The organism is Nocardia niwae NBRC 108934 = DSM 45340 (genome assembly GCF_001613465.1).
Taxonomy (GTDB): domain Bacteria; phylum Actinomycetota; class Actinomycetes; order Mycobacteriales; family Mycobacteriaceae; genus Nocardia; species Nocardia niwae.
In genome coordinates this window covers 41,264-67,643 of record NZ_BDCK01000037.1, presented here as the reverse complement: position 1 = coordinate 67,643, position 26,380 = coordinate 41,264, and the positions used below count along the sequence as shown (strand labels likewise).

The following is a 26,380-nucleotide window of genomic DNA, read 5'->3' as shown; positions in this document are numbered from 1 at the left end:
GACGTGACTCTGTGCCGCCGGCTGCGGGGCTTACGACGCGGTGGGAGCAGGTTCGGCGGCCGGGAGGTAGACCTCACGGCGCAAGCGTTCGAGATCCGGCGCTACGGTAGCGGAGGCTTGCGTGTACCGATCGCTCTCGCGCCCCCAGAGGCCCACACTCGTGATGTTCACATACATCTCCGCGTAGTCCTTCGCCTGACCCGCCAGGCCGGGAAGAACGCGCAGGAGCGCGGGGACGTAGTGGATCACCGCCTCGAGCTGGGCGCGCTGATCCGCCACTTGGCGCCGCACCTGGTCCACGGCTTCACCGCGGGTGCAACCGGTTTCGTGAAGAACAGCCCGCACCAGGTTGTAGGGAACTCCGTCTGCCTCGTCCTGATCCAGTCCCACCAGGTCGTTCTCCACGAAGGTGACCCAGAAGGCCAGTTCCTCGAGACGGCGGATCACCGGGTGTTCGCGCAGCGTCGATGGCAGTTCCCGGTCGTGATAGACCTCCATGCAGGCGATGGCGGTTTCGATCCCACTGGTCGACATCCGCATCGGCAGGTAATCGGCCGTGGAAGGGATATAGCCGCTGATGCGGTGGTGGGCTTCGCGTTCGGCGGCTTCGAACCACTCCTCGATGCCGTCGAGGAACCGCTTCTGCCAGCGGATCGTCCGGCCCTCGCGCAGGCGCGGCCATATGCTCGCCCACGCCGTCGGAATCGCTCCGGGGCGCCACGGTTTCTCCGGATCCTGGCGCAGCGTTGCCACCATGCCACGTCGCAGCGCGGTCACAGCTTCCGGGTCGCTGAGCTGCGGATCCTCGAAAAGGTCATCCCAGGCGAGGACCAGCACGGCCATGGCGTAGGCGGTCTGTTCGCGGGCCGCGTTCGCGGCCGGGGCCAACGTCTGCGCCGGGATCTGGATCGCCCCCGTCCACCGGTGGTAGTCCGCCTCGGCGGAGGAGACGGCGAGACCGGTGTCCACCAGCCAGCTCCGCAACCATCCCGCGAGCTGCGGCGGAAGCCCGTCGCCGTGGGTTCGAGATGGCTGCGTCGACCGCTGAGAGGCCGCGCGACCACGAGTTCGCCGGTCGAGTATGGACCGGGCGTACGCGGTGATCGCGTGGCGAGCGCGCGGATCGACGGGCAGAGCGGCGAGCTGATCGGCAGCCCGGTCCATGAACTCATCGGCCACCGCCTTTGCTTCGTCCACGGCGCCGCAGGCGATGACGAGCTCGCGGGCACGCGCAGCTTGCTCGAGCGTCATTCTGCTCTGCAACAGGCGAGCAAGGCTTCGGTCGCGGGCGGCCGCGCGGATCACGGGCAGTGTGTAGATGCCCGCGGACAGATCCGCGTTGACCGGCTTGCCCATCTCTTCGGCGGTGGAGGTCAGATCGAGGATGTCGTCATACAGCTGGTAGGCCAGCCCGAAGTATCGTCCGAACTGGGCCGACGCCTCTTGCTGATCGTCGGGCCGACCGGCCTGCATCGCGCCTACCCGGCAGGCCAGCGAGAGCACAGCCGCCGTCTTGCCGTCGATCGCGTCCAGGTAGGACTGCTCACTGCGGGAGGCCACGTAGAGGTCGGCGGCCTCGATCACCATGCCCGCGCACATCTGCTCACCGGCGATCGCCCCCGATAGCACTTCGCATCGGCCGAGTTCGGCCAGCATGCGCACACTGGTGAGCATCACGGAGTCCCCACCCAACACGGCCATATGCGAACCCCACACCACATTGGCACTGGGACGGCCGCGACGCTCGTATGCATGATCGATGACATCGTCGTGGTAGAGCGAGCCCAGATGCAGCAACTCGACGGCAGCGGCGGCGCGCACCGCCCGGTCGTCGGCCGGGGCCGCGGGATCGGTGAGCAGGTAGTACGACAACAGGGTCAATGTGGGACGGACCAGGCGGCGAGAGGTGTCCGGCGCTTCATCCGTGAGTGCGGCCAGTTCAGGCCTGCCCTCCAGCCGAACGGGTCCGAGAACGTCCCGGACACGGTCCAGGTCCGCATCCAGATGGGGAAAGACAGCCGAATCTATTTCACGTGGCACGCGGGCACTCCTGACTGGTCGCATCGGTCATCCAGAACACCGCCGATCAATGGCCATTCGACACCACCTCGACGCGGAAGATGTTGGGATCGGCCGAAATTGATGCCCGCGCCGCAGTTGTGCGCAAGCCCGGCGCGATGTCCTTACACCGTCTTCCGGCCCGCAGATCGTTCGCCAGGTCGACCTCAGGCAGGAGTTCTTCTCCGCGCGCGCTCGGGCGGTCGCGCGGCTGCCCCGGCAGCCGCGCGAATACACATGATCGATGACTATGGGCGATGGCGAATCAGCCTGCGGCGGTGCGAGTCTGATCAGCGGGGATGCAGGGTTATCCGGGCATTGTGGGCGGGGCTGAGGCCGGTGTGATAGCGACGTGGGGGTTCGACGGGACCGGTGGCCGGCCCGATGCGGCGATGCTCGAGGATGGTGCGGAAGAGGATGCGCGCTTCCGCCAAGGCGAATTGAGCACCCAGGCAGCGATGCGCGCCGGCGCCGAAGGTCAGCCAGGTGCGGCCGTTCGGCGGCGCGTCGAGGAAACGTTCAGGGCGGAAGACCAGCGGGTCCGGGTAGTGCCGTGGTGATTCGTGAATGAGAAGAATCGGGACGATGACGATGGCCCCCTTCGGCACCTGGATTCCGTTGACCACGGTGTCGCGCAGTGCGCGCCGCCCGGTGAACGGTGACACCGGGCGAATTCGCATGGTTTCGGCGACCACGGCGTCGAGGTATGTGTCGAGCCGGGTGTAGTCGCCTGCGTCGACGGCTGCGTCGAGCTCGGCCATGGCTGCCGGGTGGACGGCCAGCATGGCGGCGATCCAGCCGAGCGTGATCGCGGTGGTCTCGTAGGCGCCCAGCAGGATGCCGCGCATATTGCGGGCAAGTGCGGCGTCGTCGTGCTGATCCAGTTCGGTGCCGACATACCGTGACAGCACATCTTTCCGGCCGTTCCGGTCACCGGGCGTGGCCCGGCGCGCGGCGATTTCCTCGATGATGAGGGCGTCGACCTCGGACTGGCGGCGGCTGAGCGGCGGGTAGGGCAACGTGTAGCCACCGACCAGCGGGGTGAGCAAGGTGACGGCGAGAAAACCGCGACTTTCTATCTCCCCGAACCACCGGCTCACCGCTTGTTTCAGCCGGTCCTTGCGGGCCGGAGCCACGTCGCCGAAGACGACGCCGAGCAGCACGCCGATGGCCAGGTCGTAGCCGACCTTCAGAAACTCGAACGGTTCACCAACCGGCCAGGTCGGCAGTTCGCGTTGAACGACCTCCACCATGAGATCCTCATAGGACCGGAGTGCCTTGCTCTGGAACGGCGGCGCGAACAGTTGACGTTCCCGGCGATGTTCGTCACCGTCGAGGAAGATCAACGTCTGCTTGCCGAACATCATGTCGTGGCTGGAGAAGCGGCTCAGTACCTGCCCGACCGAGAAGTCGTCGTGGTTGGCGAACAGTCCTCGCACATCGTCCATGTCGTACGTGACCAGCATGGTCGGGAATCCCGGCGGCGAGACGACGAACCGTTCGCCGAGTTCCAGCAAAGGGGAACGGTGCGTGCCGGGGCGCATCAGTCCACCGATTCGCGCGATGTGGCGGGTGCGTAGCCGGGGGAGTTCACGCAGCGATATCGGGGCATGCGACATGTAGCCATCCTTAACCCGTTGCTCGGCGGCTCGCAAACACGAAATCCCCGCAGTGGCAATAGGTAGCGCCACCGAAGGACCTGCGCGTGTGGCAAGCTCGAACGCCACCCGACTATCCATTCCGCCCTTCAGCGGTGGCTTCCGAACGGGGACCATCCGGATGCCGTACGCACTCGCGGCCGCCTGCGCTCGAAGGTTCGACCACCGCGCCGCGCCCGCGACTCCTCCGGCGCGGGCTACCGACGAGACCGGCCCGTTCGGGGCAGGCCGCTCTTCTCGATGCGCTGGTAGACCAAGGTGGGCATGGACTCGATCTCGCCCTGCGATCCCCGACGCGGCCATCGGCGAGGTCACCGAGGCGATGCTGGCGCTCGGATAGACGACGGCGGGTGCCGCGCGGGTCCGGCTATCCGGCGGGGGCCCGGCTCGCTGCGTATTCGACCAGGTCGGCGGAATGGCGGCCGATCCCTCCTGGACTGACTACCGGACGCCTGCCAACGGTGGGTGTCCGATAGGACCCGGACCTCCCCGGGGAGTTCTCACCGTACGGCGAACCGGAGAGCGATCACGCTGCCGGTGTGAGATGTGGCCGGATGAGTAGGTCGAGGTCGGAAGATCAGGTCCGCTCCGACGAAGTAGCGGCAGCGGCGCGCATGTCGGGCCCGGGGTCGGGCACCGCCGCCGTCCGCGGCGCGGCGGATCCGGGCACCCGGCGTGTTGTGGCCTCGGTGGGGACCGGAGGAGGGAGGCGGAGCTGGCGGTCGAGTGCGGCGACCAGCGTCGCGCTCTCCTGCGGTGCTGCCGTGCCGAAGACGTACCGGTCCGGGCGCAGCAGCACGACTCCGCCCGGGTGAACCCGGGCCCGGCGGAACCAGCGCACCAGTGCACCGGTGTGGTCCTCGATGTCGGTGAGGTCGTCGCGGCCGTCGCCCGGCTTCCCCTGCGGACGCCCGCCCAGCGAGTAGACCGTGACGAAGCGGGTATCGAGTGCGCGCAGGACTTCCAGGTCCCCGGCGGAGAAGGTGCGGCGCGGGTCGGACCCGTAGCCGAGCACGGCGAACCCGTCGCCGAGGCAGTCGTCGAGCCGGAGGTGGCGCCCGTCGTAGCTGCGCACCTGCGGCTGCGGCGCCAGCCGGCCCTGCACGCCGCGGATCCACGGGCGGGGCAGGCCCAGGTAGGCGCCGCGGCGGAAGCGTGGGGCGGGTTTGAATTTCGCCTGGCGGATCCAGCCGCCGAGACCGGGGACCCGCACCGTGGTGGACATGAGGCTGTCGCGGGCGGCTGCGAGGAAGCGGTTGTCCAGGGAGACGACGTTCTTGTTGAACACCGACAGGTCGATCATGGCCTTGGCGTGTGGTCGGCGCTCGGTCTCGTAACTGTCCAGGATCGCCGGGTCCGCGCCGTGGCGCAGGATGGCGGTCAGCTTCCAGGACAGATTATCCGCGTCGCGGACGCCGGAATTCATACCCTGACCGATGAACTGTGGGGTCATGTGCGCGGCGTCGCCGGCGATCAGGATTCGGCCTTCGCGCCAGCGGTCGGCTACCACGGCGTTGAAGGTGTAGACGAGCTTGCGCAGCACCTCGACCTCGTCGGGGTCGACGTAGCGAGAGATGTGGCGGCGCACGGTATCCGAGTCCTCCATCTCCTCCTTGGTCTGGCCGTCGCACAGCATGAACTCGAAGCGGTGGTGCCTATCCGGCTGCGGGCAGGACACGATGGGCAACTCGGGGTCGCAGACGAAGTCGAAGTAGGGCAGGTGCCGGAACGCGTCGACGCCCTCGCGCGCCTTCAGGTCGACGACCAGCCAGCGCTCGGGAAAGCTGGTGCCGGACATATCGATTCCCAGCTCGGTGCGCACGACGCTGCGCCCGCCGTCGCAGCCGACGAGGAACTTCGCCCGCACCCGCTCAGTGCTGCCGGGATCGATCTCCGCATCGCGTTTGCCGTAGCCGGTACCCGTGCAGGTGGCGTGCTCGACGCCCACCGACTCGGCGTCCTGGTCGAAACCGGTTACGGCGCGGCCGCGGCGCACGGTGACGTGCGGGTACCGGTCGAGCGCGCGCTCCAGGCTGTTCTCCAAGTAGGGCTGGTAGAGGAAGTTGGACACCGGCCAGCCCAGGGGCCGGTCGATCTGGTTGAACTGCGCGAGCACCTTTCCGTCGCCGCGGACCCACTGCACGGTGGAATCGAGGTTCATCTCGGCGTGGATCTCGTCGGCGACACCTGCGGTCTGGAAGATCCGCATGCATTCGTCGTCGGTGTAGACCGCGCGGGCCAGGCCGTAGTACTCGGGTTCGCGTTCGAGGACGAGCACGTCGATGCCGCGCCGGCCGAGCAGGTTGGCCAGGGTGAGGCCGGTCGGGCCGAGCCCGACGATCACGACCTCGTGGTCGAATTCACTCATCTGACAACGCTTCCGGTGAGTTCGGGGACGGTGATCTCCGGGGTGCGCAGCCGGGCGGCCGCGGTGCGCAGCTGGGCGAGCTTGTCCAGTGGGGTCTCCGACACGGTGTGATGCCCCCAGATGCTGATGCCCTGATACGTCGTCGCCGCCCATGCGGCGTCGAGTTCCGGGGTGATGACGACCGGGTTCCAGCCCACCTCGAGTTCGAAACCCGACGGAGTGACGCAGTAGAACGACAGTTCGCGGTCGTTGGTGTGCTGCCCGACCGTCCACGCCATCCGAAACCCGAGATCGGTGACACGGCCGTAGGCGGCGAGCATGTCCTCGAGGGTGGCGGCCTGAATGTTGACGTGCTGGACCCGGGTGCGGATCGGATCGATCTTGATGCCGCGAATGTTGGCTACGGCGATGGAGTGGTGGCGTTCGTTGACCCGCAGGAAGCGGATCTTCATCTTCAGCCCGGAGATGTTCTCGTCGATGAAATCCGAGAGCCGCGAATCGAACAGGGTGCGGTAGTAGGCGTGCATCGATTCCGGTTCCCGCGACACGATCGCGACGTGGCCCAGGCCGGCTTCGCCGGTGACCCAGCCGGAACCGAGCATGCGCAGCGGCTCCGGGGTGGTCAGTGCGGTGGTGAAGATCTCGGTGGCGATGCCTTTCGGGCCGGGGAAGCGCCACAGCCGTTCCACCCCGCGCAGCGCGGTCTCCTCGGCGGCGCCTTCTTCGATCGGTACGCCGCGGTCGCTGACCCGGGCGAGGATGCGGTCGAATGTCTCATGGTCGTCGACCTGCCAGCCCAAGGCGATCACATCTTCGGCGGGGCCGCGCTGGATCAGGAAACGGCAGGCGCGGTCATCGAGACGGAATCGCAGGGTGTCGGCGTCGAGTCGATCGGCGTGCAGGCCGATCGCCAACGCGCCGAACCGCTCCCAGTCGGGCAGTCGCCGCGACTGTACCGCCAGATAGCCGAGGTGGACGGCGCCGTAGACCGAGTCGTCGGTGCTCGGGCGCGGGAAATCGCTCATCGTGACTCTCCGAGGAAGGTCGCGGCGAGATTGTTGAACAGTTCCGCGCGTTCCCACTGCACCCAGTGACCGGTGCGCGCGGCCAGGTAGACGTCGCAGTTCGGCATGCGGTCGGCCAGCATGCGGGCTCCGCTGGGCCGGTTCACCTGGTCCGCGGCGCCCCACACGACCAGGGTGGGCTGCTGGACCTTGCCGAGCCGCGGATCGCGGGTGAAGTCCATCCGCCACACCGTGCGCAGCGCGCCCGGCCCGGACGGGCGCTGCAGCGGCGGGTTCGCGATCACCGCTGGGTCGAGACTGGCCTGGTAGCGGTTGTCGATCATGTCCTCGGTGATCGCGCTCGCGTCGTCGACCAGGTGGTCGCGCAAGAACTGCGCGAGCTTCTCCCGGCTCGGTCCCGCTCCGGTGTAGTAGCTCAGCAGCGACTGCAGACCCTTGGTCGGCAGCGCGCGGGTGGTGCCCACACCCCCGGGGCCCATGAGAATCATTCGGTCCACCTTCTCCGGCCGGTCCATCGCCAGCCGCAGCGCCGCAGCACCGCCGTAGGAGTTGCCGATCAGATGGGCGCGGGTCACGCCCAGCGCGTCGAGCAGGCCGCCGACCGCCGAGGCGAGATCGCCGAACGGGTCGGTGTGGTCGACCCGCTTGGACGAGCGCCCGTAGCCGGGCATGTCGGGGACGATCACCCGGAACTTCCCGGCCAGAGCCTCGATGTTGCGCGAGTAGTTCGACATGCCGGAGGCGCCGGGGCCGCCGCCGTGCAGCAGCACGACAACCGGGCCCGCGCCGGCCTCGGTGAAGTAGATGTCGCGGTCGCCGACCCGGACCGTCCGCCCGGCCTCGACTCCGTTGTCAGTGCTTGTCACGGCCACCTCCACATAGTTTGTGATGAGATCATCAGTCAAGATGGAGATTTCTGTCAAGCGATATTGATGATTTGATCAGATTCCTTCCGGGCGTGCAAATCATAATTGATGACGACATCAGTTATGATTTCTGCCCCGTAGGTAGGGGAGGGCTGATGACGTCGAGGCAGTGGTGCAGCTGTACCGGCCGCTGTAGCGCACGCAACGCCCTGCTCGGTGCGGCGCGCAAGTTCCTGCTCGAGGGGCGTTCGGTGGAGGATTCCGGGGAAGCGCGGGCATGGCGGTGATGCTGCGGGAGGAGGGCTCGGCGGCACGCGCTCGCCGGGGGAGTCGTCTGCCTGTCGCACCGCCTGGGTTGTGTTGTGCCACTGGCGCGGCGACGGGAAGGCCGGCTCGGGTCGTCGGATCAGCGGTTCAAGCCGACGAGTTGATCGCTGAACGCGCGTAACCGCTACGTCACCACGGGATCTCGCGTGATGGCCGACTGCACGGCCGCCATCGACGGCGCACTGCTGGGTGAGCGCGTCGATCGAGGGCCGCCGGCGCGGATCCTGCGCCCGCTTCCGCAAGCCCTGCTGCCCGTGCACCGGGCGGGAGCAAGACACCGGGCTCGGTGGTTTGCGCCTGGGTCACGGCCCGCAACGGGCGCCCGGGTGGCGTCGAAACCGCCGGCAACGGCGTAGAGCAGCCGAAACGCGCATGGTGCACGCCGGAGCGACGGGTGGTGTGCGAAGTGGTTCACTCGAGTGGTACTCGGATCCCACCGCGCGCAAGTGTTTCCCGGCCGCGGTCAGCTCAGCAGCCGCTGTTCCAGTTGCGCGAGGACGGCTCGGTTGCGCTGCGCATCCAGGGCCAGGGCTGCGGCCCAGACGTGCGCGGAGATGACTCCGGTCTGGACGCGGTCGATCCAGTCGTGAATGGTGCTGCGCTGGTCCAGGGTGTCGCTGTCGAAGGTGATGGGCTCGAGTTCGGGCAGGTGAACATAGCGCAGTTGGGTGATCTCTCGTCCGCGGGCGTCGAAGATGCTCGCGGCCCAGACTTCCTCGGTGGTGGAAGGGTCCTCGAGTTCGTCCGCAGGGGCGGTCGGCATGTCCGGCTGATTGTCGATCCCGTGCACGATCGTGTCCGCGGCCGCTTGGTGGGCCAGCCCGAATCCCCACAGGCGGCCGTTCATCCCTGCCATCATCCGGCCGGCGATGTCCAGGATGGGGGAACCCGCGACGGTGGGGCTGTCGTTGGGTGAGAATTCCGCGAAACCTGCCGCGCTCGCGGAGTCCTCCTCGCCGGTGCCGGTGAAACCCCAGATGTGGACCAGCCCGGTGTCGAGACTCGGCGCGCTGCTGCGGCGCGTGATCATGGCCGGCAGCAGCATGTCGAGGACGGCGCGGGCCGGATACCGTATCGCCGGCGCCGGGTCCGGATGACGTGTGCTGCTGTTGCGCTTGGGATTTCGTCGGCCGGACATAAGCTTCTCCGTCGAAGTGTGGTTTCGGACAAGGCGTCGACCCGGTGATAGTCAGCGTTGTCAGTGTAGATAGCTCGACCGGTGACGTTGTCGACAACCGCGCATACTCGTGCGGTGCGTGGTCCGAATGTCCGGCGGGGTTTGCTGGGCGGGACGACTGCCTTCCGGCCTGCCGCGGGTTGTTCGTCCAGGTCTGCCCAGCAGCCGGTGAACTGGGATCGGTTCCGCGGCGCGGGTGCTCGGGGCTGTCGATGCGGCGTCGGTATCAGGGCGTGTTGACAAGCCGGTATCCCGTGCCTCGTGCAGAACGCGGAGCCCGGCGGCGTAATACCCGGCGACATCGGCGGCGGCGTTCGTCGCGGCGTCCGTGTCGGTGGTTCCCAATCCGATGTCGCGCAACGACTCCCAGGGACATGTCCCGCCATCGGGCAGGTCCAGCTCCTCGACGAGTTCCATGCGGCGTATGCCGCGAGTGACCTCGGCCGGCGAACGGACGAGGCGGGCCGGGATCGCCGCCTGGAATCCTCCGGTCGCGTGGAAGGTCGACTGCCCGGTGCGGCAGGCGTCGAGCAGGTCGGCGTGGGGATGCACCCGTCCAGCGGTGTGGCCGAGATCAGTCGTGGCCGTCCCGGAACAGTTTCGGGAGAACGTCGTTCGGTCGTCGGGGGTGATCTCCGGGGAGCGGGCACATGGACGACGCACTTCGTCCCGTCCGGCGGCGCCTGCGCGGTTGATACCCGTCCGGTCACCGCGAGATCCGCTCGCGTCCATCCGTTCGGAAATCTGCTCCGCGAGACGGCCGGCCTCGCGAAATGGTGTGCTGTCCCGGGCGACCGGCCGGGAGGTCAGGCAGTGCGTTCCAGTGGTGGTGCGGAGTGGCCGATGGTGGCGCTGGTTTCGCCGATCAGGCGTTGCAGGAAGGCTTCTTGCTGCCTGCGGCCCTGGATGGCGGCGCGGTCGAGCCCGCCGGGGGTCAGGTGGGTATACGCGGTGCGGACGAGATTGACGGGAATTCGCAAGGCGGGATACCACGGCGGGACGTAGGCGGGCAGCCCGAGAATCCGCATCGCCGTGGGCCCGAGGAAGGCGCTGCTGACCGACAGGTGCTGGGCGCGGGCGAGGCGGCCTCGCAGCGTGGGCAGATTGGGGTAGGACCAGTTCAGCGGATCGTCGGCCATGGGCCGGGCGAGCTGACGGCTGGTCTCGTCGGGGTTGGTGATGGCGGTCAGGCAGTGATCCAGGATGGCGATGCCGTCGCGGAAACCGGTGGGCAGCCACTGATCCTCGACGCCGATGAGCCAGCCCACGTAGCGGGTCAGGTGCGCGGCGGCGGTCAGTTCGCGCGCGGAGAGGATGACGCCGAGCGCCATGCCGCCGACGACTGGTGCGAGCAGGGCGCCGACGAGGGTGGCGGCCATGTCGGTCTGATTGATCGGCAGACCCCATTCCTCGGTGCGCCAATCGGGCATGGCGCCGACGTGCCGCCGGACCAGGGAGTGGATCAGCCGTACATGCAGGGTGGAGCGGTAGCCGACGCCGTAACGGTCCATTCCGTTCTCGGTGGACACGTCCATCGCCCATTGGAGGGTTTCGGCGAACCGGCGGGCCGGGCCCTTCTCCAAGGCTCCGGTGCGCAGGAGCGTTTTGTTGAAGCCGGAGGCCAGATAGCCACCGATGAACGAGACGTCGCGAGCGAAATACAGCCCGTCGTTGCCGCCCGAGCGGAACACGCGCTCGCCGTCGCGCAGCAGCTCGGGGTCGACCCAGGCGGGGGTGTCCTCGACGACGTCGAAGAACGCGCGCAGCGGTCCGGGAGCGCCGGGAATGCTGTCGATGCCCGACCGGAGTGCCTGCTCGAACAACGGCCGGGTGACGGCCATGCCTTCGGCGTACATCCACTCGACGAGGCGGTCCATCGGCTCGTCGCCGACCAGCAGGGATTCACCCAGCAGTTGCCAGCGCTGCGGAGAAGGCTTCCCGATGCGCAGCAACGCGGAGAACGGGCCCAGTCCGGGCGCCTTACGGGGCCGGTCGGGGTGCCGTGCCGGGACGGTCGCGGACGTGGTCATGAGCTGGCTCCTCGTCGGGGTGGGTGATGCCGTGTTTGATCAGCGGCACGATGGTGGTGCGGACGAAGGCGCGGGCGCGCTCGTCGTCGGTGAAGTCGACGCTGCCGCCCCCGGGGGTGAGCAGCAGTGAGTGGGCGAGGCGGGCGACGAGTTCGGCGACCGGGTGCGGGTCGTACGCCTCGATGAGGCCGGCGGATTGGGCATGGGTGAGCATGCCGACGATGTACTCGATGCCGATGGACACGAGGCGTTCGCCCTGCACGGTGGAGAAGCGCAGCGCCTCGTCGGGCGCGACCCGCAGCAGTTGGGTGACCAGCCGATGGATGCGGGTCTGCAAGAGGACGTACAGCATCGTGTTCTCGATCTGGGCGTCCACGTCGTCGGCGGTGGCGGCGATCGCGGTGACCTCGGCGAGCATGCGGCGGGTCTCCCGGGCGAGCACCGCTTCGATCAGGTTGTCCTTGCCCGCGAACCGGCGGTGGATGGTGATCCGGCTGAGCCCGGCCGTGCGGGCGATGTCCTCGAGGCCGGCCCGGCGGATGCCGAACTGCAGGATGCGGTCCAGCGCGGCGTCCATGATCCGCTCGTCGACGCCGTCGGCCCGATCCGTCATGAAACAAGAGTAGAAAGATTGTTTCATCGTGTCAATGTTGCGTTGCTGCTCGTCGCCGCATCGCGCCGGTCGTGTCCGTGCGCACAGGCCACGCGTCGCGATCCGGGCCTTGCCCGGCGAATAGGATTGCGCCGGAGACGAGCTCGCATCGTGCGGCCGCGGGAGAGTGGGAGGCGCCGATGACCGTTCCGCGATGGCCGCGCGCCGCCCTGTGCTGCTCCGCCGCGCTCGCTGTGGCGGTTTCGACGGGCGGATGCGCGACCCTCCTCGGTGAACCCGCCCCTCCGCCGTCGGCCGAGGAGATCACCGCTGCCGCAACCGTATTGGCCGGGTTGCCGTCGTCCGAGGTGGCCGAGCAGCAAGTGGCGTCGGTGGCCGAGCGGATCGCGGCCGCCGCGTCGGCGATCGAACCGGGATTACGGTGGAGCCGGAGCGAGGATCGTGCGCTGGGGCCCTGTTACGGGCCGTACGAGCACACCGGGGGCAGGCGTGTCGTCCTCCCGCGCCACCGGGCCGAGGGGTCGCTGCCGCAGGAAGCATGGCCCGGTTTCCAGGAGACGGCCCGCGCCCTGGCCGCGGCCGTCGGCGCGACGGACATGCTGCCCGCCGCTGCGTCGTCGCCGGACCGGCACGTCGGCTTCGCGGGCTCGGATGCGGCGGAATGGGACAGCAACACCGAGCTGTCGGTGTTCGCCGACGCCCGGTCGATGACCATCACCGCGACCGTGGGCTGCCGCCTGCCCGCGAGTGAGCGGCCGGGCGGCTGAGCGTTTCGCGACCAGAGCGGGGCATCGCGCGAGAACCGTCGGATTTTCGCCGTGGACCCAGGGAAGACCGCATGGCGGGTCGCTGATCCGAGCGGGGTCGGTCCCGCGCCCGCAGTGATCGTGCGGGATCGAGGGCGGGTCCGCGTCGAAACTTCGGTGAGCGACCGGCCGGTTACGCGTCCGTCGCAATGTTGTCGGCAGGCGACCTGCTCGGGAAGATATCGACGCGGCAGCGCACCGCAGAATCACGGGCCCCGGAACGCCCGCCGGTAGGCGCCCGGAGTGGTGCCCACCTGGGTGCGGAAGCGGCGGCGGAGGTTGACCGCCGAGGCCAGGCCGACGCGTGCCGCGATCGCCTCCACCGGCAGGTCGGTCTCCTCCAACAGGGTGCGCGCCTCGGCCACCCGCCGTGACAGCAGCCACGCACCCGGGCTCGTGCCGAGCTGATCGGCGAAGCGCCGGGCCAGCGTGCGGGGCGAGACGTTGAGATGCGCGGCCAGATCGCGCACCGACAACGGCGTCCCGAGGCGCGCGCCGGCCCATTCGAGCACTCCGTCGAGCGCGTCCGTGGGCGGCGGGGGCGGCGCGTACTGCGCCTGGCCGCCCTCGCGGTGCGGTGGCATCACCATGTGACGTGCGATCAGCGCCGCGTGTGCTGCCCCGTGGTCCCGCCGGACCAGGTGCAGGCACAGGTCGATACCCGCGCCCGCCCCAGCGCTCGTGGCGACGTCGCCGTGGTCCACGTAGAGCACGTCCGGCTCCACGCGCACCCGGGGGAACTCCCGCTCGAGTTGCGCGGCGCGCGCCCAGTGCGTCGTCGCCGAGCGTCCGTCCAGTAAGCCCGTGCGTGCCAGCGCGAAGACACCCGAGCAGATGGTGACCAGCCGTGCCCCACGCGCGTGTGCTCGCAGCAGGGCTCGGCGCACGCGGGCGGACAGCGGCGCCTCCACCGGCGCCCAGCCCGGGATCAGCACGGTGTCGGCGGACGCGAGCGCCGACAGTCCCCGCGACACCGACAGTGCGTATCCGGCCGTCGTCGGCACCGGGCCGGGCGTCTCCGTGCACACCTCGAATTCGTAGTACTGCGGCACCCCGGTCCGGTTTGTGCCGAAGACCTCTGCGGCGCAGCCCAGCTCGAATGTCGACTGCACCGGCCGCACCAGAGCCACCACGCGATGCATGGCACAAAAGTACCCTTCGATGTCTGATCGGACACTTCCTCTTCCGCGCCGCGCGCGGCACCGTGGGAGGCATGCGTCCCGAGATCCTCGCCCAGGAGGGCTACACCTCCGCCTCCGTCCAGGAATCCCCCGTCCGCGAACTCTTCCCCGGTATCCGGCTGCGTCCCCTGTGGACCGGCCCGGCCGGGGCGCAGGCCAACGTGCTGGAGATGGACCCGGGTACGTCGTGGCCGCGCCGCGACGTCCACGAGCCCGGCCCGGAGGAGGTCTACGTGGTGGCGGGCACGTTCAACGACGGCGCCCGCGACTACCCGGCCGGAACGTTCCTGCACGCCCCGGCCGGGTCGTGGCACGTGCCAGGGACCACGACCGGCTGCACGCTGTTCGTCTTCTATCCGGAAGGATAGGAACGCCGCGGTGCAAGCCGTCCGCAGGTAGCTGGTCGAATCCTCATGCCCTCCCGCGGCTTTCGACCCGAGCGGGTGTCCCGGTTTCGCCGAGGCCGGCCAGGGCCCGCGGCAGCGGGCCCTGGTGCAGGACGCCGAGGCGTTGCGTCGCGCGGGTGAGCGCGACATAGAGCTCGGCCGCGCCGCGTGGTCCGTCGGCGAGAATCCGTTCCGGATGCACGACCAGGACGGCGTCGTACTCCAGGCCCTTCGTCTCCGACGCCGCCACCGTGCCCGGCACCCCCGGTGGACCGATCACGATGCTGGTGCCTTCGCGACCGGCCTCGTCACGGACGAATTCCTCGATCGCGGCGGACACTTCGGTCTCGGTGACCCGCTTCGACCACGGCTGAACCCCACACGCGCGAACGGAGTCCGGTGGCTGCACCCCCGGCGCGAACTCGGCGAGCAGCGTGGCGGCGACGGTCATGATCTCCGCCGGAGTGCGGTAGTTCACCGACAGCGACCGGTACACCCACCGGCCGGGCACGTACGGCTCGAGCATCGTCGCCCACGACGTCGCTCCGGCGACCGACCGGCGTTGCGCGAGGTCGCCGACCACCGTGAAGGATCGCCCGGGACAGCGCCGCATCAGCACCCGCCAATCCATCTCGGACAGTTCCTGCGCCTCGTCGACCACCACATGCCGGTAGGTCCAATCCCGGTCCGCCGCAGCCCGTTCGGCGAGTTCACGGGTGTCGCGTTCGAGGAAGCGATCCGCCAGATCCTCCGCGTAGAGCAGGTCATGGGCGAACAGGTGATCCTCGTCGTCCATCATGTCCTCGCGGCTGACCAGGATGTCCAGCACGCCTGCCGCGTACTCGGCCTGGGCCGTCTGCTCCCGCTCGGCCGCGTCGTCGTCTTTCCTCTCGCGGCCGAGCAGGTCGACCAATTCGTCGAGCAGCGGCACGTCCGACACCGTCCAGGCATCGCCCGCGGCGCGCCACAGCGCCCGGTCGGCGCCTGCGGCCGCCAGCCTCGCCGGGGACATGTAGAGCTCCGCCAAAAGTCCTTCCGGCGTCAGGATCGGCCACAGCTCGTCGAGCGCCGCGGTGAACCGGTCGTTGTCCGCGAGTTCCGCGGTCAGATCCGATCGCACGTTCTCCCACGCTTCGCGGTCCTCCCGGGTCAGCCAGCCCCGGCCGATGCGGGCGATCGCCCGTTCGGTGAGCACCCAGGTGACGATGTCACCGAACACCGCGCGGGCTTCGTTGTGCGGCAACCCGCTCGAGCGCGCCTCGTCTCTGGCCCACTCGGCGGTCTCGGCGTCGATGCGCACCGTGACGTCCGTCAGCTCGATCGACAGCGGGTGTTCCGGCAGTCGCTGCCGATCGGCGATCGCTGCCGTGAGTACGTCCAGGATCTTGCGCGAGCCCTTGAGCCGGGCGGCGTCCGGGGTGTCCTCCGCGCTGACGTGCAGACCGGGCACCAAGTCGCCGGTGGTCATGAACACGACGTTCGTCTCGCCCAGTGACGGGAGAACGCGGCCGATGTGGTCGAGAAACGCCGGATTGGGACCGATCACGAGCACACCGTTGCGCTCCATCCGCTCCCGCTGGGTGTAGAGCAGGTACGCGACGCGATGCAGCGCCACCACTGTCTTGCCGGTGCCGGGGCCGCCCTCGATCACCAGCACTCCGGGGTGATCGAGCCGGATGATCTCGTCCTGTTCGGCCTGGATCGTCGCGACGATGTCGCGCATGCCCGCGCCGCGCGGCGCGTCGACCGCCGCGAGCAGCGCCGCGTCCCCGCGCTCGCTCCCGCCGGGACGGCCGAGGACCTCGTCGGTGAAATCGACGATGTGCCGCCCGCGCGTATGGAACTGGCGGCGCCGGCGCATGTTCTCCGGACTGGCGGCGGTCGCGACGTAGAACGCACGCGCCGCCGGCGCACGCCAATCGAGCAGCAGCGGTTCGTACTCGTCGTCCTCGTCGAAAATGCCGATCCGGCCGATGTAGGAATGCTCCCCCGAAACGGTGTCCAACCGGCCGAAACACAGTCCGTTGTCCGCCACGTCCAGCCGCTTCGCCTCCTTGGCCAGTGCACGTACCTCGGCGTCCCGTTCCATCGGCGTCCCGCCGCTATCCCGCAACGCCGCGGTGTAGCGGCCCTTCACCCGCGTGCGCTCGGCGTCGAGTCGCGTGTAGAGCCCGGCCACGTAGTCCCGCTCGGACCGTAATTCGTTCTCGTACTCCTGAGTTGACACAGGCCCCTCCTTTTCCTGGCTCGACGATCCGCGTGGGCGCTGTTGCCGGCTCGATCGATCGAGTAACAGCGCCGCAGCCAGCGATTCTGCGGCACGACCCGGGTCTTGCCGCAAGCCCCCGGGTGCGCTATAGGTTGTAGGTGGAGGGGATCAGGAACGGGTTTCGGTGGCGACCTCGACTCGGGTCCGCGGCTCGGCGCTACTCGATCAGCTTCTCGCTCTTCAACCAGTCGTAGGCGACGTCGGCGGGGTCCTCGCCGTCGATGTCGACGCGGCCGTTGAGCTCCTGCATCAGCTCGTCGGTGAGGTGTTCGGAGATCGTGCCGAGCAGGGTTCGCAGCTGGGGGTAGCGGTCGAGGACCGCCGCGCGCACGACCGCCGTGCCGCTGTAGGGCAGGAAGAACTTCTTGTCGTCGTCGAGGACGACCAGGTCGAGATTCTTGACCCGGCCATCGGTGGTGTAGATCATGCCGAAATTGCACGGGGCGCTCTTGGCCGTGGCCGTGTAGACGACTCCCGCGTCCATCCGCGTGACATTGCCGGAGGGAACACCGTTCGGATCGTTGTAGGGGATCCCGTATTTCTGCAGCATCGGAATGAAACCATCGGATCGGCTGAAGAATTCGTCGTCGACGCAGAAGGTCCGATCGGGGACCGGGAGCGCCGCGACATCCGACAGCGACCGAACCCGCAGGCGTTCGGCGGTCGGTGTGGACGCGCCGAATGCGTAGGTGTCGTTGAAATTGGCAGGCGGCAGCCACTCCAAATCGTGGTCGCGCTTTTCGATGTCGTGGACGCGCTGCCAGAGTTCCTTCGGGTCGGAAATGGTCTCGGTCTGGTTGTGGTAATTGACCCAGCCGGTGCCCGTGTATTCCCAGAGCACATCGGCGTCGCCGTTGAGCTGGGCCTGCCGCGACGACGCCGACCCGGGCGCCCCGGTCAGGTCGGTGACGTTCGCGCCGGCCGCGGCCAGGTAGGTCGCGGTGATCTTGCCGAGCAGCACACCCTCGGTGAAGCTCTTCGAGGTGACGATCAGCTTCGCGCCGTCCAGGGGCCGCGCGCCGTCCGGCAGGCGCGCGTCGTGAAAGGTTCCCGACGAACTCACCAGCCCGCAGCCGGCGAGCGTCGCCGCCGCGACGACCAAGGCGCAAACCAGCGTGACCAGCCGGGTTCGGGGCGATCTCATGAGATACCTCGCGGGGTCGCGGCCAGTTCGACGAGTCTGCCGAGCCAGTCGATCAGCAACGCCAGGAGCCCGACCAGGATCGCACCGGAGACGAGCAGTTTGGGCAGGAAGAGGGTGACGCCGGTCGTGATCAGGGTGCCGAGGCTGGTCGCGCCGATGAACGTGCTCAGCGTCGCGGTGCCGACCAGGATCACCAGCGCGGTCCGCACACCGTTGAGGATCACCGGCACCGCGAGCGGCAGCTCGACCTGCGCCAGCGTGCGTGCGGCCGAATAGCCGATGCCGCGCGACGCCTCGATGGTGCGCTGATCGACCTGCCGCAGGCCGACGATCGTGTTCTGCAGAATCGGCAGAACCGCGTACACGACGAGACCGACTACGGCCGTGCGGAATCCGGTGCCCAGCCAGAAGGTGAACAAGACGAGCAGGCCGACCGCGGGCGCGGCCTGACCGACATTGGCGATGTTTACGGCGATCGGCTCGAGCCGTTTCAACGCCGGGCGGGTCAGCGCGATGCCCAGCGGAATCGCCACGACGACGACGAGCACGGTGGCCACCACGGTCAGCTTGACGTGCTGGAGGATCGTGGTCTGCAGGTTGTCCCACCCGAGGGACGCCTTCTCGGTGGCGGTGAACGTCGTCGACCGATACCAGAGGACGTATCCGGCGCCGATGACGAGGATGATGATCGGCTCGAACCACACATCGATCGGAACGCGGCGCAGGCGGCTCATGACTGCTCGGCCGATCCGGGTTCCTCGTCGGCGGCGACCACGGGGGTCGGCGTCGGGTCGCTGCCTTCGACGTAGGTCGTGTAGGAGGGTTCCTCTTCGTCGGCGCGCCCTTCGGCGAGCTTGTCGCGGATGACGTCGGTGACCGTGCCGATGCTCAGCGAGCCCAGCACCGCGCCCCGGCCGTCGGTGACGAGCGCCGCGCCCTGGCTGGTGGCGAGCATGGCGTCGAGCGCGTCGTTGAGGGTCGAGGAGCGCGCCACGACGGGCAGCCGGCGATCGAGGTAATCGGAGACCTCCGGTTTGGTCGCCACCTCTGCCAGGGAGGGCCATGACCGCGGGCGCCCGGCCTCGTCGACGACGACGACCCAGGTGTGCCCGGCGGCCTTCGCGCGCTCGAGCACTCCCCGCGCGGGCTCGCCGATCCGGGCGGTGATCACCTCGTCGTAGGCGACGTCGCGCACCCGCGACACGGTCAGATACGCCAGCTTCGCGCCGGACCCGACGAACTCCTCGACGAACGGCGTGGCCGGGTCGGTGAGGATCTCCTGCGGGGTCGCGTACTGCTCGACGTGACCTCCTTCGGACAGGATGAGCACCTTGTCGCCGAGTTTGGTCGCCTCCTCGAAGTCGTGGGTGACGATCACGATGGTCTTCCCGAGTTCGTGCTGGATCGCGATCAGGCTGTCCTGCAGGCGAACCCGGGTGATGGGGTCCACCGCGCCGAACGGCTCGTCCATGAGCAGAACCGGCGGGTCCGCCGCGAGCGCCCGCGCCACACCGACTCGCTGCTGCTGGCCGCCGGACATGTCCTTGGGCAGCCGGTCGGCGAAGGTGCCCGGGTCGAGACCGACCAGATCGAGCAGATACTCGGTGCGTTCGGCGATCCGCTTCTTGTCCCATCCGAGCACCCGCGGGATGGCGCCGACGTTCTTGGCGACCGTCCAGTGCGGGAACAGGCCCCCGGACTGGATGACATACCCGATCGATTGCCGCAGCTTGTCGGGATCCTCGCGGGTGACGTCGCGGCCCCCGATGAAGATCCGGCCCTCGGTCGGCTCGATCAGCCGGTTGATCATCTTGAGTGTGGTCGTCTTGCCGCACCCGGACGGGCCGACGAACGCGACGATGTCGCCCGCCTCGATCTCGAGGTCGAGGCGGCGCACCGCCGGTGTGTCCTGGCCCCTGTAACGCTTGACGACCGAGTCCAGCTTGATGGCGGCGCCGGTGACGTTGCGCTCCGGGACCGCCGGAACCGAGTGGCTGGTCACATCGTCGGTCATGACAGTCCCTTTGCGATCGTGAGGCGTCCGAGCAGGACGAGGAGCGCGTCGAACACCAGCGCGATGATGACGATGAGAATGGTGCCGGTCAGAGCCATCTCCAGGGCGTTCGCGCCACCGAGACGGGACAGGCCGTTGAAGATCAGCGACCCGAGGCCGGGGCCGAGGACATAGGCGACGATGGCGGCGACGCCCACGATCATCTGGGTGGACACCCTGATGCCCGTGAGGATCACCGGCCAGGCGATCGGCAATTCGACGGTCAGCAGAATGCGCCATCGCGAAAATCCGATCCCGCGCGCGGATTCGACCACCGAGGCGGGCACCGCCCGCAGACCCACGATCGCGTTGCCGACCACCGGCAGCGCCGCGAAGAACGCCAGCATCACGAACGACGGGACCACGCCGAGCCCGAACGGAACCAGCAGGATCGCCAGCAGCGCCAGCGAAGGAATCGTCAGCGCGACCCGGCTGGAGGTCAGGGAGAGCGCCGACAGCAGGGGCAGCCGATAAACCGCCACCGCGATGAGGACGGCGACGACGGTCCCCACCAGAACGGTCTGGAATGCCAGGGAGGCATGCTGATACGTGAGGAACGCCAGAACATCTCCCCGCCCACGGACGTAGCTCCACAAATTCACGGGATTCCCCTTGTCAGCCGAAGACCGGTCGGTGCCTGTCCGCGCAGAGTCGCCCGGGCGTGCGAGCCGTCAAAGAGTAATCGAAGCCGCGCGTTCGGTCCCCGATGGCGCGCGGTGGGCCGATCGCCGGATCGCCGTGCCGGCGCTGTTCCCCGGCCGTCACCGGCAAGAAGACAAGGCGTCTGCGCCACGGTCGTTTGTCTCGGTGTCGGATGGGTGATCGACGGACATACCGGTGCCTTTCGCTCGAACCTGACGATCGGCTCGAAGGAAACCACGCCCGCACCGGCACGACCAGTATTACGGTCAGCCGGATCGAAATACGCCATGCCGTCCGGCCTCCTCAGAAAATCCCGCACCGGTCGACGGCAGGACGGCCGCGAGCGCGTGACCGGATCCCGAATCCACGGTGGCCGGTCGCCGCATGGGCGCCTGGCGAGCGGGTACGGTGCGGGGCAATGCGGTTTCCTGCCCGGCCGCTTTCGGAAGGCATGGCACCCACCGCGACGTCGTGGATGCGGCGGCGTGCGCGATGCGGTCGATGCTCTGCGGAACGCTTGCCGAGCGACGGATTGCCGGGCGAACTCAGGGTCGGGGGCGCAACCCGTCGACGAACAGGTCGAGCAGGCGACCGGCCTGGTCTCGGCGTTCCGGGGTCTCGGTGGCGAGCGATACGCCGCTGAGGCCGACGAGTACGTCGTCGGGCGCGACGTCCGACCGCAGCGTTCCGGCTTCGGCTCCGGCCCGCAGCAGCGTGGTGACGGCGGCGGTCAGCCGGTCGCGACTTTCGGAGAACGGGTCGCCGCCGGAGGCGATCAGTGCGCGCAGGGCGTCGCCCATCCCGCGTTTGGTGGTCATGTACTCGACGAAACGGTCCATCCATGTGCGCAACGCGTGCTCCGGGGGCTCGGTGGCCAGGAGGTCGTCGACGGAGTCGCACAGCCGGGTGAGTTCGCTGCGGTAGGCGGCGTCGACGAGCGCTTCGCGGGTGGGGAAGTGGCGGTAGAGCGTGCCGATACCGACGCCCGCTTCTCTGGCGATGGCCTCGAGCGTGACCTCCGATCCGTCGTGGGAGAACGCGCGCACGGCGACCTCGAGCAGCCGGTCTCGGTTGCGGCGGGCATCGGCGCGCAAGGGGCGTGCGGTGGTCATCAGTCCTCCCGGGAACAAAACGGAGAGGCCTCCGGTTGTGGTCGGTACCGGAGCATCCTCCGGTTCGAGTCTACCGAGAGGGGACATGTCATGTCCGACCGCATCACCACCCCGTTCACCGCGGAATCGACCGCCGCGCAGGTGCTCGCGGGTATCGATCTCGCCGGGCGGCGCGCCGTCGTCACCGGCGGAGCGTCCGGCATCGGCATCGAGACAGCACGGGCACTGGCCGGCGCCGGAGCCGAGGTGACCCTCGCCGTGCGCGACCTCGCGGCCGGGGAACGCACCGCCGCGGACATCATCGCGACCACCGGGAACGAACGGGTGCGGGTCGCCGCGCTCGATCTCGCCGAACGAGCGTCCGTCGCGGCGTTCGCCGGTGACTGGGACGGGCCGCTGCACATGCTGATCAACAACGCGGGTGTGATGGCGTCGCCGCTGATGCGCACGCCGCAGGGCTGGGAGATGCAGTTCGCCACCAACCACCTCGGTCACTTCGCGCTGACCACCGGCCTGCACCGGGCGCTGGCCGCGGCGGGCGGAGCGCGGGTCGTGTCGGTCAGTTCCAGTGCGCATCATCGGTCGCCGGTCGTCTTCGACGACATTCACTTCGAGCGCAGGCCCTACGATCCGTGGTCGGCGTACGGTCAGTCGAAGACGGCCAACGTCCTGTTCGCGGTGGAGGCGTCCCGGCGCTGGGCCGGCGACGGCGTCACCGTCAACGCGGTGATGCCCGGCGGTATCCGCACCAATCTGCAGCGTCACGTCTCCGACGACGAACTAGAGCGGCTGCGCGCAGCCGCGGGCGGGACGCGGATGATGTGGAAGACGCCGCAGCAAGGCGCGGCGACCTCTGTTCTGGTCGCGGCGTCGCCCTTGCTCGATGGTGTCGGGGGACGCTACTTCGAGGACTGCGGCGAAGCCGAGGTCGGCGTGCTCAGCGCCCGCAACGGAGTCGCCGACTACGCCCTCGACCCCGAAGCCGCCGCCCGGCTGTGGCTGGTGTCGAGCGAGATGCTGACTGCGTGAAGCCACCTCTCGCTCTCAGCGCCCGGCCCGACGCCGGAAGCGGGCGAACGCCGTCCCTCCCGGTGGGGCGCTGAGAGCGGGCACGGTCACCGATCGGTCGGCGAGCCCACGGCGAGGCGGCTGCGCAGGAAGTCCAGCACGCGGTGCAGGGCGGCGTGGGTCGGCTGACCCGGTTCGTCGATGAGGTGCTCGGTCAGCACCGAATGCGGGCTCAGCACGGCATCCGGGTTCGCGTCGGCGTCGTCGAGTTCGATCGCGATGAACGCGTCGCCGAACTGCGCGCGCAGGAACTCGAATCGTTCGGCGGGTGAGCGCCGATCACCACGGAATCGCAGACCCATCACCGTCAGTCCGTCCGCGCAACGTTGCTTGATGCGGTCCAGGTCGGCCGGAGAGACGTCGATGGAGCACTTCTGCCGGGAGGTGAACGCCAGCGGTAGCCCTGGCTGCGAGAGCACGGGGGCGAGCAATCGGTCGTCGACCGCCATCGCCAAGGCGAATCCGCCGGTGAAGCACATCCCGACGGCGCCGACTCCCGGTCCGCCGCACCGCTGGTGCTCGTGTTCGGCCAGCGCCCGCAACCAGTGCACCACCGGCGACGTGCGGCCGCAGGCGAGCACCACGAACTCCCGGCTGATGCAGATCGGCCCGAATTGACCCGCGACGTTCGCCACGGCTGCGGCCAGTCCGTGCGCGGCGGGACTGGGATCGCGGCCTGGATTGCCGGAGAGGTGCGGGACCACCGCGGTACAGCCGGTGGCGGCGACGCGCCGCGCGAAGTCGAACACCTCCGGCGAGATGCCGGGGAATTCCGCCATGACGATTACGGCGGGCCCGGAGCCCCGGCGAAATATGGTGCGCGTCTTGCCTTCGTACGTGAACGTATCGCGCTGGAAATCAACCAGATTGTCGTCGGTCATGTGTGGCCTCCTCGGATCGGGCCCTTACTATCGACCGGTCGCCCTCGCCCCGTATTGGAAGAATGTTCCCCAGGCCTCGTAGCGGTGCTTCGAGACGGCGGTGCTCGGCTCCGCCGCCAGCGTGCCCGGCGTGACCTGCGCGAAGCTCGATACGTCCCGGCACAGGTGGGACTGGTCGGTGTAGCCGCACGCCGCCGCGACGTCGGCGGCAGGAAGGCCCGCCACCAGCCCTTCCACGGCATGCCGGAACCGGACCAGCATGGCGGCGCGCTTGGGCGTCAGACCGATCTGGGACTCGAATCTCGCCCACAGTCGCTTACGGCTCCATCCGCATGATTCGGCGAGCTCGCCGACCATGGCCTGTCCTCGGCTCGCGACGATGTGATCCCAGCCTGCGACCACTTCCGGGTCCGGCGTGCGCGCCGGCTCCGCGCATCGGGCCAGGAACGAACCCGTCAGCGCGAAGCGCTCCTCCCAGGTGGTGGCGTGCGCGAGTCGCTCACGCAGCCACCGGGCGCGGCGTCCCCAGAGATCCTCCAGGCCGACGATCGCGCCGCCCAGATCGGCCGGGCCTACCGGCAACAGCGAGTACGCCTGTACCGGCGACAGACGCACCTCGATGCACTCGACCCGCGCACCGCGAATACGCATCGTTCCTCGGGAGAACCCCGAGACGAAGCCGGGAAGAGTCCGGCGGCCGGCGCAACTGTCGACGATCAGGTCGTTCTCGCCGAACTCGATCACCATCGTGATCGCCGGTATCCCGGTAACGCGGAGATCCAGCCCGAGGCCACCACGATCATGGAAACCGAGCATCTCGACGGCTCCCACGGGCGCGATGCCGGACGGACGTCGGAATTCCCATCCGGCAGCCCGATTCCGGTCGAGCTCGGTCGCTCCCACCCGCCCAGATCGACCGTCCCGGCGTCTGCGATCAGGGCCCGCCGACACGGTCGAGGGCGAAGCGGGCCAGATTGGTGGAGACGATCTCCGGCCGCCCATCCGGTTGCGCGGCCGCGGCGGTGAGCACGTCGAGGTGGTGATAGCCGGGGGCGGTCACGGTCTCGCCGTGGCTTCGCCACCCGGTCGCGACGACGACTCCGGCGCCGCCGATGAGGTTGATGGTCGGATTGGCGAGGATACCGCCGGGGTGGGTGCGGTGACGCGCGAGTGCGGGTGCCTGCGACTGGAACACGTCGGCCGCGAGCCGCATCGGGAAATACCATTCGGTGAAGTCCAGCGGTTGCGTGGCCAGGCTGCGCGAGAGGTCCGCGATATCGGTGACCTCGTGCTTGGCGTCGGTGAACGGGGCGCCGTCGCGGTCGGTTGCGGCGGTCGCGGCCGGTTCGTCGTAGTCGCGCCAGGTGTAGAGCGGGCCGTTCGGCTGAGCGGGAATCGCTTTGCGATCAGGACCGGACAACATGCCGGTGAGCCCGCGCAGCGCCGGAAACTCCGCGACATCGCCGGGCAGCGGGAAGTCCTTCTCCGCCACGGGCCCGCCGCCGAAGAAGCCGAATCCGGCTTGCAGCAGCGCCAGCGGCTGGGAGTTGGCGTCGAGGAACGCTCCGAGCGCGGCGGCATTGGTGATCCGGAAGTCACGCACCGACGGCGAACCGGTCGCGGCGGTCGCGGCATCGCGAGACAGCAGGACGCGGTAGGTGACTTCCTGGTTGAGGCTGCTTGGTACGTACCGCGCCAGGTCGGACTCGGCGTCGGGCGCCAGATAGGCCGCCAGTCCAGCGATTCCGAGCAGATTCATCGTCTCCGGGTTGATGATCGCGGGCAGGGCCAGCACCCGGGGAAGCGCCCCTTCGTCCAGCGCGGCCTCGACCGCCGCCGAGCCGATGCCACCGAGAGAGAGGTCGATGATGTCGGGGATGCCGTTGAGCGCGGACAGCGAGGCGTCGATCGAGGAGTCGAGGGCGAAATAGCCGGCGCACTGGTCGGCTCCGGCGGCGCCGCCGAAATCCCATTCGGCGAAGAACGCGGTGAGGACGCCGCCCAGGGAATGGCCGCCGCACAGCGTCTTTCGCTTCCGCAGCGCCGGATCCGGCAGTTCGGCGGCGAGCAGATCGAACTGGTCCTGCACCGTTTGCGCGACACCGATACGACCGAGCCATCCGAGCTGATCGTTCGGCACCACGCCGCCGAACCGCCTGCCGTCGACATCCGCGCCGCGGTAGTAGTAGTCGACGGCGAGATGCACGTCGTGCGCCGCTGATCCGGCTCGCCTGCCGAGATGGTCCTCCAGACAGTTGGAGCGGCGATCCAAGGCCCAGAACTCGAGGTGGCGGCCCTGCCGCGCCGCCGCGGCGACGGTATTACGCGCGACACTGTCGAACGCGCCCGCCCCTTCGAATATCCCGGGCTGCGCCACCAGAATCGCGTCGGCGTCCGCCGAGCGCGCGGGCCCCGCGCCATCCCGGTAACGCAGGTACGACAGTCGATCACACGCCGCCGGATGCGGCCCGACGGAGTCCGGCAACGGAATACGCAGACTCACCACGGATTCGGTCACCGAAGCGACCCGCGACGAGGAAACCACCGCGCTCTCGGTGCGCTCCGCTCCGATCGTCTGCGCGGTGGCGCTCGGCGCCGCGGCCGCGACTACCAGCGCGGTTGTCACCAGGGCGGATCGCAGGAAACGGGGGACATCATCACGGTGTCTCGCGAACCGACCGTGGCCCGCCAACGATTGTGTCGACATCGACGACCT

Annotated in this window: 22 protein-coding genes; 4 read left to right on the top strand and 18 right to left on the bottom strand. The window is 68.9% G+C overall.

What is annotated here, in order from left to right; all coding sequences use genetic code 11:
* Positions 1–30: 30 nt before the first annotated feature.
* The 5 genes from NNI01S_RS25705 to NNI01S_RS25685 all read right to left on the bottom strand — a co-directional run bounded on the left by NNI01S_RS25705 (position 31) and on the right by NNI01S_RS25685 (position 7,975).
* Entirely contained in the window at positions 31–2,040 is a 2,010-nt protein-coding gene (locus NNI01S_RS25705; protein ID WP_063022713.1) for a polyprenyl synthetase family protein, read from the bottom strand.
* 308 nt (positions 2,041–2,348) lie between these two features.
* Complete coding sequence (locus tag NNI01S_RS25700) at positions 2,349–3,677, bottom strand: cytochrome P450 (RefSeq protein WP_063022712.1); 1,329 nt, start codon at positions 3,675–3,677, stop codon at positions 2,349–2,351.
* 616 nt (positions 3,678–4,293) lie between these two features.
* Positions 4,294–6,084 carry a bifunctional 3-(3-hydroxy-phenyl)propionate/3-hydroxycinnamic acid hydroxylase MhpA gene (mhpA, locus tag NNI01S_RS25695; protein ID WP_084489310.1) on the bottom strand — a complete coding sequence of 597 codons (1,791 nt, stop codon included), beginning with the start codon at positions 6,082–6,084 and terminating at the stop codon, positions 4,294–4,296.
* Positions 6,081–7,109 carry a VOC family protein gene (locus tag NNI01S_RS25690; RefSeq protein ID WP_063022711.1) on the bottom strand — a complete coding sequence of 343 codons (1,029 nt, stop codon included), beginning with the start codon at positions 7,107–7,109 and terminating at the stop codon, positions 6,081–6,083. The genes mhpA and NNI01S_RS25690 overlap by 4 nt, the downstream gene beginning before the upstream one ends.
* Positions 7,106–7,975 (bottom strand): alpha/beta fold hydrolase, encoded by an 870-nt coding sequence (locus NNI01S_RS25685; RefSeq protein WP_063022861.1) that lies wholly within the window; start codon positions 7,973–7,975, stop codon positions 7,106–7,108. The genes NNI01S_RS25690 and NNI01S_RS25685 overlap by 4 nt, the downstream gene beginning before the upstream one ends.
* 155 nt (positions 7,976–8,130) lie before the next feature.
* Between NNI01S_RS25685 and NNI01S_RS36385 the strand changes: the two genes are divergently transcribed.
* The gene (locus tag NNI01S_RS36385) at positions 8,131–8,262 is read left to right on the top strand and encodes a hypothetical protein (RefSeq protein WP_281180689.1); all 132 of its coding nucleotides are present in this window, start codon (positions 8,131–8,133) and stop codon (positions 8,260–8,262) included.
* A gap of 503 nt (positions 8,263–8,765) precedes the next feature.
* Here the strand turns inward: NNI01S_RS36385 and NNI01S_RS25680 are convergent.
* From NNI01S_RS25680 to NNI01S_RS25665, 3 genes are all read right to left on the bottom strand, one after another.
* Positions 8,766–9,440 carry a hypothetical protein gene (locus NNI01S_RS25680; protein WP_063022710.1) on the bottom strand — a complete coding sequence of 225 codons (675 nt, stop codon included), beginning with the start codon at positions 9,438–9,440 and terminating at the stop codon, positions 8,766–8,768.
* A gap of 845 nt (positions 9,441–10,285) precedes the next feature.
* Positions 10,286–11,509: an oxygenase MpaB family protein gene (locus NNI01S_RS25670; RefSeq protein ID WP_063022708.1), complete on the bottom strand. Its 1,224-nt coding sequence runs from the start codon at positions 11,507–11,509 to the stop codon at positions 10,286–10,288.
* The gene (locus tag NNI01S_RS25665; RefSeq protein ID WP_063022707.1) at positions 11,460–12,122 is read right to left on the bottom strand and encodes a TetR/AcrR family transcriptional regulator; all 663 of its coding nucleotides are present in this window, start codon (positions 12,120–12,122) and stop codon (positions 11,460–11,462) included. The genes NNI01S_RS25670 and NNI01S_RS25665 overlap by 50 nt, the downstream gene beginning before the upstream one ends.
* 179 nt (positions 12,123–12,301) lie before the next feature.
* Here NNI01S_RS25665 and NNI01S_RS25660 point away from each other — a divergent pair, with 179 nt between their 5' ends.
* Positions 12,302–12,889, top strand: a complete 588-nt coding sequence (locus tag NNI01S_RS25660; protein ID WP_063022706.1) for an LppA family lipoprotein — start codon at positions 12,302–12,304, stop codon at positions 12,887–12,889.
* A 245-nt stretch (positions 12,890–13,134) separates the two neighbouring features.
* Here NNI01S_RS25660 and NNI01S_RS25655 read toward each other — a convergent pair whose 3' ends face one another.
* Entirely contained in the window at positions 13,135–14,070 is a 936-nt protein-coding gene (locus tag NNI01S_RS25655; RefSeq protein ID WP_063022705.1) for a GlxA family transcriptional regulator, read from the bottom strand.
* Between the two features lie 71 nt (positions 14,071–14,141).
* On the opposite strand from NNI01S_RS25655, the gene NNI01S_RS25650 reads away from it, so the two are divergent.
* Positions 14,142–14,477 carry a cupin domain-containing protein gene (locus tag NNI01S_RS25650; protein ID WP_063022860.1) on the top strand — a complete coding sequence of 112 codons (336 nt, stop codon included), beginning with the start codon at positions 14,142–14,144 and terminating at the stop codon, positions 14,475–14,477.
* 43 nt (positions 14,478–14,520) lie between these two features.
* Here the strand turns inward: NNI01S_RS25650 and helR are convergent, their stop codons facing one another.
* The 6 genes from helR to NNI01S_RS25620 all read right to left on the bottom strand — a co-directional run bounded on the left by helR (position 14,521) and on the right by NNI01S_RS25620 (position 21,715).
* Positions 14,521–16,722: an RNA polymerase recycling motor ATPase HelR gene (helR, locus tag NNI01S_RS25645; protein ID WP_063022704.1), complete on the bottom strand. Its 2,202-nt coding sequence runs from the start codon at positions 16,720–16,722 to the stop codon at positions 14,521–14,523.
* Between the two features lie 199 nt (positions 16,723–16,921).
* A complete protein-coding gene (locus tag NNI01S_RS25640) occupies positions 16,922–17,908 on the bottom strand; it encodes a glycine betaine ABC transporter substrate-binding protein (RefSeq protein ID WP_063022703.1) in 987 nt (328 codons plus the stop codon).
* On the bottom strand, positions 17,905–18,642 hold the full coding sequence (locus NNI01S_RS25635) for an ABC transporter permease (protein ID WP_157114968.1): 738 nt from the start codon (positions 18,640–18,642) through the stop codon (positions 17,905–17,907). Before NNI01S_RS25635 ends, NNI01S_RS25640 begins: the two co-directional genes overlap by 4 nt.
* Positions 18,639–19,922: an ABC transporter ATP-binding protein gene (locus tag NNI01S_RS25630; RefSeq protein WP_063022702.1), complete on the bottom strand. Its 1,284-nt coding sequence runs from the start codon at positions 19,920–19,922 to the stop codon at positions 18,639–18,641. Before NNI01S_RS25630 ends, NNI01S_RS25635 begins: the two co-directional genes overlap by 4 nt.
* Positions 19,919–20,563 (bottom strand): ABC transporter permease, encoded by a 645-nt coding sequence (locus NNI01S_RS25625; protein WP_063022701.1) that lies wholly within the window; start codon positions 20,561–20,563, stop codon positions 19,919–19,921. The genes NNI01S_RS25630 and NNI01S_RS25625 overlap by 4 nt, the downstream gene beginning before the upstream one ends.
* 585 nt (positions 20,564–21,148) lie before the next feature.
* Positions 21,149–21,715 (bottom strand): TetR/AcrR family transcriptional regulator, encoded by a 567-nt coding sequence (locus NNI01S_RS25620; protein ID WP_063022700.1) that lies wholly within the window; start codon positions 21,713–21,715, stop codon positions 21,149–21,151.
* Between the two features lie 90 nt (positions 21,716–21,805).
* Between NNI01S_RS25620 and NNI01S_RS25615 the strand changes: the two genes are divergently transcribed.
* The gene (locus tag NNI01S_RS25615; RefSeq protein ID WP_063022699.1) at positions 21,806–22,744 is read left to right on the top strand and encodes an SDR family NAD(P)-dependent oxidoreductase; all 939 of its coding nucleotides are present in this window, start codon (positions 21,806–21,808) and stop codon (positions 22,742–22,744) included.
* 86 nt (positions 22,745–22,830) lie between these two features.
* On the opposite strand, the gene NNI01S_RS25610 is transcribed toward NNI01S_RS25615, so the two are convergent.
* The 3 genes from NNI01S_RS25610 to NNI01S_RS25600 all read right to left on the bottom strand — a co-directional run bounded on the left by NNI01S_RS25610 (position 22,831) and on the right by NNI01S_RS25600 (position 26,290).
* Positions 22,831–23,664, bottom strand: coding sequence for a dienelactone hydrolase family protein (locus NNI01S_RS25610; protein WP_063022698.1), 834 nt, complete (start codon positions 23,662–23,664; stop codon positions 22,831–22,833).
* A gap of 27 nt (positions 23,665–23,691) precedes the next feature.
* Positions 23,692–24,495, bottom strand: a complete 804-nt coding sequence (locus tag NNI01S_RS25605) for a helix-turn-helix domain-containing protein (protein ID WP_245676370.1) — start codon at positions 24,493–24,495, stop codon at positions 23,692–23,694.
* Positions 24,496–24,598: 103 nt separating this feature from the next.
* Positions 24,599–26,290: a hypothetical protein gene (locus NNI01S_RS25600; protein ID WP_245676369.1), complete on the bottom strand. Its 1,692-nt coding sequence runs from the start codon at positions 26,288–26,290 to the stop codon at positions 24,599–24,601.
* Positions 26,291–26,380 lie beyond the last annotated feature (90 nt).